The 13,144-nt window shown below is 61.6% G+C and carries 13 protein-coding genes; 4 read left to right on the top strand and 9 right to left on the bottom strand.

Translation table 11 applies throughout. The features are described from left to right. Positions 1–5: 5 nt before the first annotated feature. Positions 6–764 carry an SDR family oxidoreductase gene (locus IC605_RS18790; RefSeq protein ID WP_216327775.1) on the bottom strand — a complete coding sequence of 253 codons (759 nt, stop codon included), beginning with the start codon at positions 762–764 and terminating at the stop codon, positions 6–8. Positions 765–846: 82 nt separating this feature from the next. Between IC605_RS18790 and IC605_RS18795 the strand changes: the two genes are divergently transcribed. Next, positions 847–1,323 carry a hypothetical protein gene (locus IC605_RS18795; RefSeq protein ID WP_246581043.1) on the top strand — a complete coding sequence of 159 codons (477 nt, stop codon included), beginning with the start codon at positions 847–849 and terminating at the stop codon, positions 1,321–1,323. 104 nt (positions 1,324–1,427) lie between these two features. Here IC605_RS18795 and IC605_RS18800 read toward each other — a convergent pair whose 3' ends face one another. The 3 genes from IC605_RS18800 to IC605_RS25220 all read right to left on the bottom strand — a co-directional run bounded on the left by IC605_RS18800 (position 1,428) and on the right by IC605_RS25220 (position 3,577). Next, positions 1,428–2,762: a cytochrome P450 gene (locus IC605_RS18800; protein ID WP_216327779.1), complete on the bottom strand. Its 1,335-nt coding sequence runs from the start codon at positions 2,760–2,762 to the stop codon at positions 1,428–1,430. A 267-nt stretch (positions 2,763–3,029) separates the two neighbouring features. After that, complete coding sequence (locus tag IC605_RS18805; RefSeq protein WP_216327781.1) at positions 3,030–3,452, bottom strand: PIN domain-containing protein; 423 nt, start codon at positions 3,450–3,452, stop codon at positions 3,030–3,032. Beyond that, positions 3,449–3,577 (bottom strand): hypothetical protein, encoded by a 129-nt coding sequence (locus IC605_RS25220; protein WP_281416414.1) that lies wholly within the window; start codon positions 3,575–3,577, stop codon positions 3,449–3,451. Before IC605_RS25220 ends, IC605_RS18805 begins: the two co-directional genes overlap by 4 nt. 340 nt (positions 3,578–3,917) lie before the next feature. Between IC605_RS25220 and IC605_RS18815 the strand changes: the two genes are divergently transcribed. The 3 genes from IC605_RS18815 to IC605_RS18825 all read left to right on the top strand — a co-directional run bounded on the left by IC605_RS18815 (position 3,918) and on the right by IC605_RS18825 (position 6,555). Then, complete coding sequence (locus IC605_RS18815) at positions 3,918–4,601, top strand: hypothetical protein (protein WP_216327783.1); 684 nt, start codon at positions 3,918–3,920, stop codon at positions 4,599–4,601. Then, entirely contained in the window at positions 4,598–5,533 is a 936-nt protein-coding gene (locus tag IC605_RS18820) for a tyrosine-type recombinase/integrase (protein WP_216327786.1), read from the top strand. The genes IC605_RS18815 and IC605_RS18820 overlap by 4 nt, the downstream gene beginning before the upstream one ends. 362 nt (positions 5,534–5,895) lie before the next feature. Further along, entirely contained in the window at positions 5,896–6,555 is a 660-nt protein-coding gene (locus IC605_RS18825; RefSeq protein ID WP_216327789.1) for a hypothetical protein, read from the top strand. A gap of 35 nt (positions 6,556–6,590) precedes the next feature. Here IC605_RS18825 and IC605_RS18830 read toward each other — a convergent pair whose 3' ends face one another. The 5 genes from IC605_RS18830 to IC605_RS18850 are packed head-to-tail and all read right to left on the bottom strand — an operon-like array spanning position 6,591 to position 13,108. Continuing rightward, positions 6,591–9,635: a type III restriction-modification system endonuclease gene (locus tag IC605_RS18830; RefSeq protein ID WP_216327791.1), complete on the bottom strand. Its 3,045-nt coding sequence runs from the start codon at positions 9,633–9,635 to the stop codon at positions 6,591–6,593. Next, positions 9,632–10,393 (bottom strand): hypothetical protein, encoded by a 762-nt coding sequence (locus IC605_RS18835; protein WP_216327794.1) that lies wholly within the window; start codon positions 10,391–10,393, stop codon positions 9,632–9,634. The genes IC605_RS18830 and IC605_RS18835 overlap by 4 nt, the downstream gene beginning before the upstream one ends. A 1-nt stretch (position 10,394) precedes the next feature. Beyond that, positions 10,395–12,308 carry a site-specific DNA-methyltransferase gene (locus IC605_RS18840; RefSeq protein ID WP_216327798.1) on the bottom strand — a complete coding sequence of 638 codons (1,914 nt, stop codon included), beginning with the start codon at positions 12,306–12,308 and terminating at the stop codon, positions 10,395–10,397. 33 nt (positions 12,309–12,341) lie between these two features. Next, positions 12,342–12,761 carry a type II toxin-antitoxin system VapC family toxin gene (locus tag IC605_RS18845; RefSeq protein WP_216327801.1) on the bottom strand — a complete coding sequence of 140 codons (420 nt, stop codon included), beginning with the start codon at positions 12,759–12,761 and terminating at the stop codon, positions 12,342–12,344. Positions 12,762–12,808: 47 nt separating this feature from the next. Next, positions 12,809–13,108, bottom strand: coding sequence for an AbrB/MazE/SpoVT family DNA-binding domain-containing protein (locus tag IC605_RS18850; protein ID WP_216327803.1), 300 nt, complete (start codon positions 13,106–13,108; stop codon positions 12,809–12,811). Positions 13,109–13,144 lie beyond the last annotated feature (36 nt).

The following is a 13,144-nucleotide window of genomic DNA, read 5'->3' on the forward strand; positions in this document are numbered from 1 at the left end:
GTGGTTTACGGCCACCCCTGTTCCAACAGCGGCGTGGCGATCACTTCGTTCAACACGAGTTCCGCCGGAGACGCCGCGACCCACACCAGCAGACGCGCCACCTCCTGGGGCGGTAACGCCTCCCGTTGAGACTTCGCGGCGCGCTCGCCCTCCTGCCGCGCTTCCGGCGTCCACTGTCCCCAGTGGGTGTCCAGCGCCCCAGGGAAAATGACCATCGCCCGAATGCCGTGTTCCCGCCCCTCGGCTGCTAGCGCCTGCGTGAACCCGCTCAGCGCGAACTTCGAGGCACAGTACGCACTCGCGTTCGCCCACCCCCGCTTCCCGGCGGTCGAGGAAATATTCAGGATCACCCCCCGCCCCTGCCGCTGCATCAGGGGGAACACCGCCTTGCTCAGCAGGAACGGCGCACGCAAGTTCACGCCCAACACCCGATCCCAGTCCTGGGCGCTTAACTCGACCACTCGGCCCGGCACGTCCGTCCCGGCATTGTTGACGAGCACGTCCACCCGGCCGAATGTTGCCGTCACCTCCGCGGCCGCTCGCTCGATGGCCTGCTCGTCCTCCAGGTCGAGGGGCAGGATTAGGGCGCGGCGCCCGAGGGCCTCCACCTCACCGGCGACCTCCTGAAGGTCTCGGGCACTGCGGGCGATCAGCACGATGTCTGCCCCAGCCTGGGCGAACTCCACGGCGGCGGCGCGGCCCAGGCCGCTGCTGGCGCCGGTGATCAGGGCCACCTGACCCTGCAAGGAACGTGTGTCGGTCATCCCGGCACTCTAATGGGGAGGCCGAACGGGTGTTGATCGTCGTCTTGAGGCTGCGCTTGGTATTCCGACCTCAAGCCCTAAGATGAAGCGCGTGCCCTACACGACGTTGAGTGAGCAGATGAAAAACCTTTCCAACCCACAACGGAGCGACGCCTTCGTGAAACGGGTGCGGGAGGCGGTGCGAACGGGCGAGTTCGAGGCGGCGCAACTGCCTGAGCGCGTGACGCTTCCCAAGACTTTCCGCAGGCGAGGCAGCGACGAGACGGCGACCCGGGACACCCGCGAGCTGGTGATTGAGCTGACGCCCCAGTACGAGGCCTGGTTCCAGCAGGTGAACGAGGAACTGGCAGCGGCCCCCAGCCGCAGCGCCCGGGTCAAGCTGACCGTTGAGAACATCGAGTCGGGAGCGGTGGATTTCAAGACGCTCGCCGAGGAGACCAGGCGCAAAATGCAGGCCGCCTATGACAAGGGCCAGCAGCTCGGCAAGTCGCGCGCACAGAAGACTAAGGGCACCAAGGCCAAGACGACGCGAGGCCGCACGACTAAGGCCAAGAAGTAGGTCCCTGAACCCGGGTGCATAAGTTGACTTCCCGTGCATCCGACGCTAACTTAGAGAAATCAAGGCGGCCTCCGGGCCGCCTTCCCCTTTGAGTGCTGTTCAGCTCAATATCTGCGGGCGTGGACCCTCATGCGGAGGCCGCCGCGGGGCCGCAGGGTGATGGATGGACCCGGACGAACCGGCGCGGCCAGGCGCAGGCGGAACCCCGAGGCCAGGGTCGCCAGGAGCAAAGCCGCCTCCATCTGGGCGAACGCCTGGCCGATGCACACCCGTGGCCCGCCGCCGAAGGGAAAGTAGGCGTAGCGGGGCAGCGAGCGCTCGAAGTCGGGGGCGAGCCAACGCTCGGGGTGGAAAGCGTCCGGCTCCTCCCAGAACCGGGGGTCGCGGTGGGTGACGTACTGGCTCATCACGACCCGCGCCTCGGCGGGCAGCGCGTAGCCCCCCACCTCCCAGGGCTCACGGGTCACGCGCCGTACCGTCCAGGCCGGGGGATACAGCCGCAGCGTCTCCTTGATCACCGCCGAGAGGTAGGGCAGCCTCGGCAGGGCCGCGAGGCTGGCTGCCTCCGTCCCCAGCACCTCATCCAGTTCAGCGTGCAGGCGTGACTCGGCGCTCGGGTGGGTGGCGAGCAGGAAAAAGGCCCAGGACAAGGTGTTGGCGGTCGTCTCGTGCCCGGCCAGGATCAGGGTCTTGACCTCATCGAGCAGTTGCTCCGCGGACATTGGGCAACCGTCGTCGTCACGGGCCGCGAGCAGCATGGACAGGAGGTCGCCCTCGTCGCGGTCCTCCTGGCGCCTCTCGCGGATCACGTCCTCGATGGCGTGGTTGAGGTCGGCGATGGCGCCGTCGATTCGGGCGAATAGGCGGCGCCCCAGCGGGGGCACGAACCGGGGCAGGCCATGCACGAAGTGGTCGTACTCACTGAGCACGGTATCGAGCCCGGCGCTGATGGTGCGGGTCGCCGTGCTGCCCGGCTCGGCGCCAAACAGCGTCTTAGTCACCACACCGAGGGTCAGGCGCATCACGTCATCGTGGACGTCGCGCACCTCGCCGTCGCGCCACGCCTGCCGCGTCCGGGCCGCCAACGTAACTATCGTGGCCGCGTAGTTCTCAATGCGTGCCCGGTGGAAGGCAGGCTGGGCCAGGCGGCGTTGCCGCCGCCAGAAGTCCCCCTCGCTGGTCAGCAGACCGTGGCCCAACAGCGGGTCGAGCACCGGATCGCCTCTCAACCCCTTGTCGAACAGCCGTCCGGTCTGCACGTGCGCGAACTCGATATCGCGCGGATGGGTCAGCAGGTACAGTTCAACGTCCCCGGCGACCAAGCGGATCACGTCCCCCTGGGTGCGCGCGACGTGCTGGAAATAGGCCAGCAGATTCCAGGCCAGCATGGGCGTGTGGCCCAGACGCGGAAATGCAGGTGGAGACGGCGCGGCAGTCACGTGGTCATGTTACGGGGACGGCTGAATCGCTCAACGTTGTCGAATCATTCTGGCGGGCCTACCAATGCTGAGCGTGTCTCAACTCCTGTCGGGATACCCTTTGCCTCTTACGACGAACTTCATTCACCGGATGACCTGCGCCGCCACGTCCTAGTCAAGAGCCACCCACGTCCGCTCAGCAGTCAGGGCAGACAAGCCGAGGCGCGGCGCCCAGGTGAGATGGAGCGCTCACTTTCCCCCACCGCTCGCTAGCGTGGGGCGTGCCCCTCAGGCTGCACTCCGAATTAGCTCGACTCCAAAAGGAAGGTCGGGAAGGGCCGCCCAGTTCTGTTCGGCTGTCATCACGTCCGCCCCCAACGCCTCCGCCGTGCCCAGGCACAGGGCATCGCCCAGACTGAGATCGTAAGGCTTGCGCCGGGCGTAGTAGAAGCTGGCTGCCCGCTGCGCGCTGACCTCGAAGGGAATCACCGTGAGGAGCTGCCCGAGCTGGTGAATGCGGGTCCGCACCTGTTCCGGGGTGAAGGTCCCGTCACTGACGAGCTTGCCCTCGACCTCGATGAGCTGCACGGTGCTGACCAGGTGCTCGCGCCGGGCAGTCGTCAACGATTTCAGGACCCTCTCCCCTCCCGGCTCTTTACGGATAAAGGCGGTGAGGGCACTGGCATCGATCAGGAGCGGCCGGGTGCTCAAGGCTTCTCCCGCTCGGCCTCGGCACGTCGCTCGTCAAGGAGTTCCTGGGTGAAGTCGCGGCCGTCTTCCTCGGCGAGGCTCCCGTACAGCTCCTGGGCCAAGTGGTGTCTAGTGGTGAGTCGCACCTGCTTCCCCTCCACCATGTAGAGCAGAGTGTCCCCTTCAGCCACCTCTAGCGCATCTCGTACTCCTCGGGGAAGAATAGCCCGATACTTGGGGCCAAGTTGGCCGGAGTACACCTGCGGCTCTATGGGGACACTTTTCGTCATAGGGACACTTTACCAAACTCAACGCCCCTCCCTTACCCTACCCTTCCGGTAACAGGTCTTACCAGAAAGTGTTATTGTGGAGAAGACACTAAGGGACACAACCTCTTTCTGGGACATCGGCCCCCCTACAGGGTCATCCCCTCCTGACCAGGACATATTGCGTCTCCTGTGCCCCTTACACACCACCGAGGTCACCTTGAGCCCACGCCACACCCGCCACCTCGCCGCTGCCCTTCAGCAGGACCTCCACCTCCGGCCCGAACTGGCCGGTCCCACCACCTGGAGCGCCCTGGGTCAGGCCACAGTGGAGGCCCGCATCTGCACGGCTGCCGACGCCGCATCTAGGCGCCACGCCCTGCAACGCGCTCTCCGACCCGTCCTCATCGCCGTGCACGAGGCCGGCCACGCCGTCGCCCACCTCCAGGGCGAGCGGGACCTCGGCGCCCGCCTGCTGCGGCTGGAGTGGTACGGCCCCGGCCACGCTGCACGTCCAGCCCTGGGCGTCGATGCGGCGACCCTGGCCGAGAGCATCCCGTGTGCCCATCCCAGCCTGACCCGCGCCGCGCTGTTCGCCGTGCTCGCCGGACCACACGTCGTTCCGGCGGTCTTTCCCCGGGCGGCCGCCGCGGGACTCGTTCCAACCGAGGAGTGGGGTCCCGACCTGGACTTCGCCGTGGAGATTCAGAAGATGATGTGGGGCTTCTTCCAAGATGCCCGTGCCCTGCGCAAGAGCGTCCTGCGGCGGATTCGGGGGGAGGCCTTCGTCCGGGCGGTCTTGCCAGTCGCCCGGGCGTTCTTGGATTGTTACCCGAACGGCACGCTGGAGGGCGAGCAGGTCCGGGCCCTTTGCCGAAGGGCTGGAAGGAGAGTGGCGACGTGACCCTGGACCTGTACCGGCACGGACACCTTGCGCCGTCGCGCGCGTGGGTGAACCTCCAGCCGGAGGAGCGGCGGCGCCGGGCGGTGGCAGCCGTCGCGGAACAGGATATGGGGACGCTCCTCGATCTGCTCGAAGCCCATCACGTCCGCACCCACGGGCACGTCAGCAAAGAGACCTTGCGGAAATACCGGCTCGGGGCCCGCACCTGGCTGGAGTACGCCCAGGACAACGCCGTGAAGGTGCTGCACCCGGAGACTGAGCACGCCGACCTCTGGGTGCGTGAGCTGGAGGTCAAGGGGAAGTCCCCTGCATCCGTGGGTGTGCTGCTCGCGGGAGCACGGGCGCTCTACGCCGCCCTGCGCTGGGCCAGGGCCACCACCGACCACCCGTTCACCGATGTGAAGCCGCGCAAGGACAAGCGGCGCCCCTGGGATAAAAGACAGCCCTACCCGGAAGGGGACGTGGGCAAACTGCTCGCCGTCGCCCCTGTCGAGATGCGGGTGCTGCTGCGGCTTGGAGGCATCGCTGGTCTACGCGCCTCGGAAATCACGGGGCTGAAGTGGGGCGACTTGGACCTGGAAGGTGGGGCCCTCACCGTGCGGAACGGGAAGGGCGGGAAGACCCGGCGTGTCCTGTTGTCCTCTTCCTTGATTGCGGACTTACGAGAACTCGGTCCGCAAAAAGAAAACGTGGCGGTGATCGGACGGACCCCGGAAGCGGCGCGGGGGAGACTGCGGACCCTCTGCCAGCGGGAGGGTATTCCGTACCTGGGCCTGCACGCGCTGCGGCACACGGCGGGGACGCGCCTGGTCAAGGCTGGCTTTCAGCTTCAGGACGTGGCCGAGCACCTGGGGCACAGCGACGTGCAGACCGCCCGCACCTACGGCAAGTGGGCCGACGACCGGCTCAAGGAGCACATGCGGGGAAGTTGACGTTTTCCTCCGGTGGGGCAGGGGCAGACGTATGGGCGGGCCGGAGGGTCCTACCGAGGGCTGCACGCGCTGGGGCATGAGCCGGGACGCGGAGGGTACATTCCAAGCTCACCCTGCACGACATGGCCCGCCATCTCGGGCACAGCAGCATCGAGACCACCCAAGCCTCCGCCGAATGGGCTGACGACCGCCCCAAGCGCGCGCTGAGCGGTGTTTCTAGCGACAGCTCAAGAAGCATCTGCATCGCGCGTAAGGAATAGGCTTACCCGGTCTGGAGTGGGCTCGGCCATTAGCTCGCCCTAGACACCACACAGCCCCACAGATCTTTCGACGAGTCACCCCTGGCACCGTTACCATAGTTCATGTCCAACTCCAGCAGCAAGACCCGACCCAGCTTGAGAGAAGTGCTGATTCAGCGCGGTGTCATTGCTCCTGTGGAGACTTCCACTGCCGATTTATTGTCACGGAATGGAAGGACTACCCAGCCGCCCTCAAAACAGCAGCCCGCCAAATTGAAGACGGCCAGAGATCAGGCCAACGCATTCATTTACCAGTTAAGCGAAAGTCGAATTTTGCCCTCTGGCTTTCGTGCTCGATGTCGTTGGCTTCTGGATGTTCAGAGCCTCTGCTTAGAGGCTGAGAGGTTTTTTGAGCTTCAATGGCCGCAGAAGACGCACGATCACATCAATCGCGCCATACTCGCGCAACTATGGAATATAATTATTGCGTCGCGCAAGCACTGGCTTGGAGTGGCATTAAAGCTTACTTACTCACCAGACCCAGCCAGTGATTTGCAGCTTCTCAAGAGCTACAATGCTATGCGCGAAAGCTTAGAAGATGAAAACTGCTTTAGGAGTCCTCGAGTTCGCAAATACATCCTTGAATTCTTGCGAGAGCACAAGCGTGAACTCGACCGTCAGGCCAATATCAGGACTTTCTATGGAGAGGGTTATAAAAATCAAGCGGCGTCGAACAGCAATACCACTGTTCGACGCCGCGGGCGGGTTAGGTTCGTCCGCTAATTGTCACCGGAGGCGTAATTTAAGGATGCGCTGGATTAACGAGCGTCAAAAACGTCTTGAAGTGTGGTGGCTTGCACGTACTGTGCGTTTCCCGACTCGGCATCTGCAACGGCCGCAAAGTGCTCCTTGGCACAAGCAATCTTGCCCTGCTCAGTGGGCCGCAACGCTTCTGCAAACAGCGTGCCCTTGGTCTCCACCACAAAGTACAGGCGTTCTACACTGTTCTCTTCCAATACGACTGCCCAGTCGGGATTGTAGTCGCCCAGCGGTGTTGGAACCCGAAACCAATCAGGTAGCTTGGCGTAGACCTTGACGGCACTGTTTCTCTCCAAATCTTCCGCGAAGCCGCGCTCGATATTGGGAGAGTCGTAGATTACGCGGTCGTACACCGACTTGGTAGCGGCCAAGGTGTTTTTCAGGTAGGCCGAGATTTCTTGGTCCAGCAGCTCCTGGGCGTACCAGTCGCCGGTCTTCTCGTACTTCACACCGCTCACCAGCAACGCCCGCTTCCGGGTGTTGATGGCCTCGGCCGCCGCCTCCAGGAACGCTTGCGGGTTGCGCTGGAAATCATTCAGGCGGCCACTTCCACGCACAATCTCAGCCAGGGTCCGGCGGGTGAGCTGGGTACGATCTTGGAGCACGCCCAGCAGGTCAGGAAGCACGATGTCGGCTTCCCGCAAGGCGGTTGGCGCGTGGGTCTGACTCAGCGTGGCCGTCACCCCGCCCTTGTCGATGCCGATGGCCGCCACCATCGTCTGCACCTGCGTGCGCGGAACAGGAGGCATCTCGGCCAGGGCTGCCGTGCAGGTGCGGATCAGCTCGGCCGTGCTGAAGTCCACGCTGTAGCTGGTCTTGGCACAGATACGCTCCCAGAGGGCCTGAAACTCAGGGCTGTCCAGCACCGCCCGGCGCGTCCGCACCGTCACGCGCTCGTCCGCGTTCTTGATCTCCAGCTTGCCCGCCAGCTTCGTGAGGGTGGCCTCTACGCCCGCGCGGACGGCCTCGAACTCGGGCGGAAGCCGCACGGTTCCCGCCCTCAAGTCATTCCGCAAGGTGTCCTGAATCCTGCCGTCGCGGCCCACATACCCCGCCGCTCGCAGGTGGGCATGGAGTGCCTGGGAACGCTCAAATCCCAAGGGCTCGGGCTGACCATCCGAGCCCGCGACCGACAACCCCGCGAACACATGGGCTTCCACGACACCGAAGCGGATGCCGGTGTCCTGCTCGATCTCCTTTTGCAGGCCCTCGGCGAACGCCTCGTAACTCTCGGTTGCCACCACGGTCAGCACATTCACGCCGTCGTCGCGCACCCGTTCGCCCTGCTGGTTCACCGCCAGGCGCAGGCCACGTCCGATGGTCTGTCGCCGCTGGCGCTCGGTGCTCATCTCGCGCAACACGCAGATTTGGAAGATATTCGGGTTGTCCCAGCCCTCGCGCAGGGCGCTGTGCGAGAAGATGAATTTGAGCGGCGTGTTCAGGTCGAGCAACTTTTCCTTGGCCTGCATGATGAGGTGGTAGGCGTCCTCGTCGGCGGCTGTACTGCCGGAGGTGTCCTTGTAAGTCTCGACCGTCTTGCCCCCCACGCGGCGCTTGTCCACGCTGAAGTAGCCGTCATGCACGGCACTGGCCGCCTGGGTGAGGTCCACGCCCTCAAACAGGGCGTGGTACTTGGGGAGGCCCGCCAGGCGCTTGTACTCCTGCTCGAACATCTCCGCATATTTGCCGCGCTGTGGGGTGCCGTCCTCGGCGTACAGGCGGTAGTTGTCCACGCGGTCGATGAAAAAGAGACTCAGCACTTTCAGGCCACGTGGGCGCAGCCGCAGTTCCTTGTCGAGGTGCTCCTCGATGGTGCGGGCGATCATGGCGCGGACCAAATCGTCCTCGTTCACGCCACCGAACTCCTGCCCTTCCTCCAGCCACTTCGTGTCGCCGGGAAGCTGTAACTCCACCAGCTTCTCCTTCTTGGCGGCGCGAATCTCACCTACCCGCATTCCTCGGTAAAGTTCGCGTTCCGTTTCCTGCTCCAGATCAAAGCCGCTCAGCACCGTCACGTGCTTGCGGCGCACCCTGCCGCCCTCCTTGACATCCAGCTCCAACACGGCGCTGGGAGCTGTTCTGGCCCGGCCCGGCCGCACTTCCAGCACGCGGACATACGGCTTGTTGTGACCGCTGCTGACTTGCAAGGACGCCACCTCAATGCCTTTGACCAACCGGCGCTCGTAGGCATCCACGGCGTCCAGGCGGTAAAGCATTTGTGCCTTGTTGAGGTGGGTGGCGCTGTAGCGCAGCGTGCACAGGGGATTGAGGAGCCCCAGCGCCTGCTTGCCCTTGCCTTCCTCGCCCCCGTCCACGCTCTGAGGTTCGTCCACGATGACCACCGGGAGCGTGGCGCGCAGCAGGTCAATGGGCTTCTCGCCGCCGGTCTGCTCGTTGGGCCGGTGAATAACGCGCTCGGCCCTCTTGCGCCCGCGCCCACCCGTCGGTACGCCTTCGCCCTCCTCAGCAGCGTCCTGCACGCTGTACAGGCTCTGAATGGTCGCCACCATAAAGCGCAAGTGGTGACTGGTCGCAAAGTCACGCACCTGCCCCAGCCTGCTGCTGTCGTAGGTGTAAAAGTCGTATCCCCGCGCTTCCGGATACAGGCTCTGAAAGTGTTCGCGGGTCATTTCCAGCGTCTTGAGCACACCTTCCTTGATGGCGAGGCTAGGCACCACGATGACGAACTTGGTGAACCCGTAGCGCCGGTTGAGTTCAAAAGCCGTCCGCAGGTAGACGTAGGTCTTGCCGGTGCCCGTCTCCATCTCGATGGTAAAGTCGCCGCCCAACGGCGGAGCAGAGGGCGCGAGGCCGTTGCGAAGCTGTACCGCGTTTAGATTGGCCTGGAGTTCGTCGGGCAGCAGAGCCAGGCGGTTGCCCACCCCCAGGTCGGTCTCCACCAGCCCCAACGTTCCCTGATTCCCGCGCGTGCCTGCCGTCACCGTGAACTGCGTCCGGTCAATCTGCTGCCCGCTGAACAGGTCGGCCACGGCCTCAATGGCCTGCGCCTGAAAGTCCAGCGTGGACTCAAATTGAATCTTCATGTCGGTTCCACACGCTGACAAACATCCAACAATTCGCGCATCGTTCTGCCATCTTTAATTTTTAGGACGGACATTTCTCTTTCTATTCCTAGATACTCGTCGAAGCTCCGCCTAAAGCCAGCTTCGTTTAACATTCTTCTGCTCGCAATAGCCAGAAGCTTGCCGTAAGAGTAGAGTCTCTCCATATTATGCAAGGTAATAGCCTCTACTACAGCAAACTCCGCCGTGTCTCCACGCCGTGTGTTTTTGATTTCAACAAAGATACTGCCATTCTCAGCGGCATCCTCTCTCGAAGCCTTTTCACTGTCAGATAAAGTTTCCCTTGTACTCGGAAGTCTGTAGTAAGCACGCACGTTAATGTCTTTTACCTCATCTTTGGTAAAAGGAAAGTGCATTCTATCGATTATATTGGGCCAACCGTATGAATGAGAATTAGAAGACTTCACCGAACATAATAGGTCTTTACCGGACTCGTTTTTGAACCGTACGTCGTGACCCAAATCAGGCCGACCAGACATCTTGTCAACCGCCGACTCGGCAAACCTCCCATTTGATCTTAGGTACTTAATGGTTGCCAACTCAGACAGCTCACCCATGATGAGATGGTGCATTTTTTCAAGCTGTGTGCGACCAGGTAGATTTGACCGGTTGACTACGCTACCCATGAGGTTTGGGCAGACCTTCTTAATCTGATCGAAATCATCTTTGACGAAACTTAAATCGCCAAAAGAGATAGCGTCTTGAAGAGTAACAGTCATATCAAATGCTCCTCACAATCCAATTTTTCTTCAAACCTTTTGCCCGCTGCTCCAACAGCGCACTCAGGTTGGTCTTCGCCATGTCGTCTGCAAATCCGCTGTCCAAAAAGACTAGTTGGGTGCCGCCAACCGCGTCCTGTTGCTCAGCCCAGTCAGCAATCTCCTGGCCCAATTCACGGTAGTTACTCCCGTCGATACCGTACTCTAGACAGACCATCAGTGCCCCAGCGCCCACACTATGTACCTGTTTGCCCGCGATGACACGCGTCTCAAGAGGTGTCGTCAGTTCCAGGCCCAGCTTGAGCAGCAGCTCAAACAGCACGTCCTGCTGGGTACGCCCCGGCTTGACGTTCTCCACGGCCTTCAGGAGAGTGCCTTCCAAATCGACCTGTGCCGCCGCCGGGTCCCACTCATTCAGGTTGCTGCTGTCGAGTTTGAACACCCGGAAGCCGGTGTCACCCGCAAACATAGGATTCTCTGCCTTTATTTTGGCTCCGGCTCGGCGCAGGCGCTCCTTGGTCAGCTCGGCAAGAGTACGTGGCACGCCCAGGGAGTCACAGAAATCGGCAGCCGTCTTCTGGCCTGGTTTACCTGCATCGAGTAGTTCAGGAAATTGAACGAGGATGTACCGACGTTTGGCACCATCAATGGCATTCTGCTTGAGAACTGCGTGCCCCGTGGTCCCTGATCCAGCAAAAAAGTCGAGGATAAGATCCTGGTCCGCGCTGGATGTCTTTATCAGATGCGTCAGCAGGGACGTGGATTTGGGATAGTCGAACCCACCTTCTGGCATAAGCAATTGCATTTCCCTGGTCGCGTCCGTATTCATTCCAACGTCCGTCATCCAAGTTGACAAGGGATTTCTATCCGATTTCAACTCCGATGCAAACCGCTTGAGCATCGGACGTTTGGTTGTGTCCGCAGGAAAGAGAATTCTTTTCTCTTGTATTAGTCTATCCATGCTCTCTGGGATGTATGCCCATACCCTATTTGGGTTCGGCTGATAGCTTTTTCCGGTCTCCGGATCAGTAAGAATGTAAAACTGGTTGGGACGCAGGTCTTTGCCCATCCCCACAGTCAAATCCCCGGCCACCCAAGGACCTCTAGGGTCGTTATCTGGATTCGAGTAGCTGGCAAAATCCTTCTCTATACCGATAGAGAAGAAGTCTCCCCTCTGAAAAGCAACGATGTATTCATGGTCGGTTGAGATGTTCCTATCCGCCATAGCAGAGGAGGCACGCCGCCGCCACACGAACGAGCCCAAGAAATTCTCCTCGCCGAAAATCTCGTCACAGACTCGTCTCAAATTAGCAAACTCGGCATCATCGATTGAAATAAAGATGGCACCATCATCCCTAAGCAATTCTCTCGCCAACTTCAACCTTGGATACATCATGTTCAGCCAGTCGGTATGGAATCGTCCGCTGCTTTCCACGTTACTGCTGACGCGCCGACCTTCCTCAACTTGTCCGGTCAATGCCTGATAATTGGCAATGCTATCCGTGTAATCATCGGGATATACAAAATCTTTACCGGTGTTGTACGGTGGGTCGATATAGATCAACTTGACCTTACCCGCGTAGCCGCGCTGCAATAGCTTCAGTACCTCCAAGTTGTCGCCCTCAATCATTAGATTCTGCGTATTGTCCCAGTCCACACTGCCGGTTGAATCAGGACGCAAGGTGGCGCGGGTGGGTGTCAGAGCATGGCGACGGGCAGCGGACTTGCCGTGCCAGTTCAGGCCGTACTTCTCGGGTCGCTGGTCTAATTGCGCGCCGAGCAATTCCCTCAGGACTTCAAAGTTCAGATTGCCCTCGTTGAAGGCTTCGGGGAACAGTTCTCGCAGGCGCTCGACATTCAAGCTCAGTCCGTCGAGGCTGGCAGTTTCAGGGTCACGGGGAAGGATTTTTTGCATGGAGTCTCCGGTGAACAGGGTGAGCCAACAGCATCAAGCCTGAATGACCGTCAGGGCGGCGAAGTCCCTGAAGTCGTTGGTGTTTAGGGTGAGCAAGGCGCCTGTCCTGTGCAGGGCGTGGGCGCCGACAAGATGGTCGATCAGGGGCCGCTGGCTGACCGACACTTTGGCCAGTCGGCGGCGTTCGCAGAGGGCGGCGTGAACACGGCCTGCCTCGTCCCAGATGGGCAAGGACATGACCGGGTCCACCGCAATCCTCATAGCGGTCAAGGTGGCGTCCAGGTCCGCCTTGCTGATACCTGGAATGGCATGCAACTCGGCGTACACCGCGCCACAGATGCATAGCGGGTGACCGACGGTCTGAAGACGGTGCAGGGTCTGGGCGTTAAGCTGACCCTGCACGGTATTCGCCCACAGGTCCACCAGGATGTTGGTGTCCAGGGCAACGGTCACTGGCGCGTCGGTCCCCGGAGGAGCTGTACCACGCCGCCTTGCCGCCTTCACTCGGGCACCGTCAGGAAGTCTTGCAAGCTCACCACACGCGCGCCAGGGCCTCCCTGCAAGAAGACGTCCCGCTCGCCCCGAACCTGCTTCACAATCTCGGCAGTCGTCTGGCCGTCCGGCAGCGGAAAAACCCCCAGAAAGGCTGCAAAAGGGTTGTCGGCGGGACGGGCCAGGCGTACCACGATGGTCTCCCCCTCAACATGCCAGTCGATCTCGGCACCCGCATCCAGGTGCAGTCTCTCTCGAATGGCCTTGGGGATGGTGGTCTGACCTTTGCTCGTCACGGTGCTTCTCATGCCTGGTCCTCCTCCAATCCGACAGCAATTCCTTAC

It is taken from the genome of Deinococcus aestuarii, assembly GCF_018863415.1.
Lineage (GTDB): Bacteria > Deinococcota > Deinococci > Deinococcales > Deinococcaceae > Deinococcus > Deinococcus aestuarii.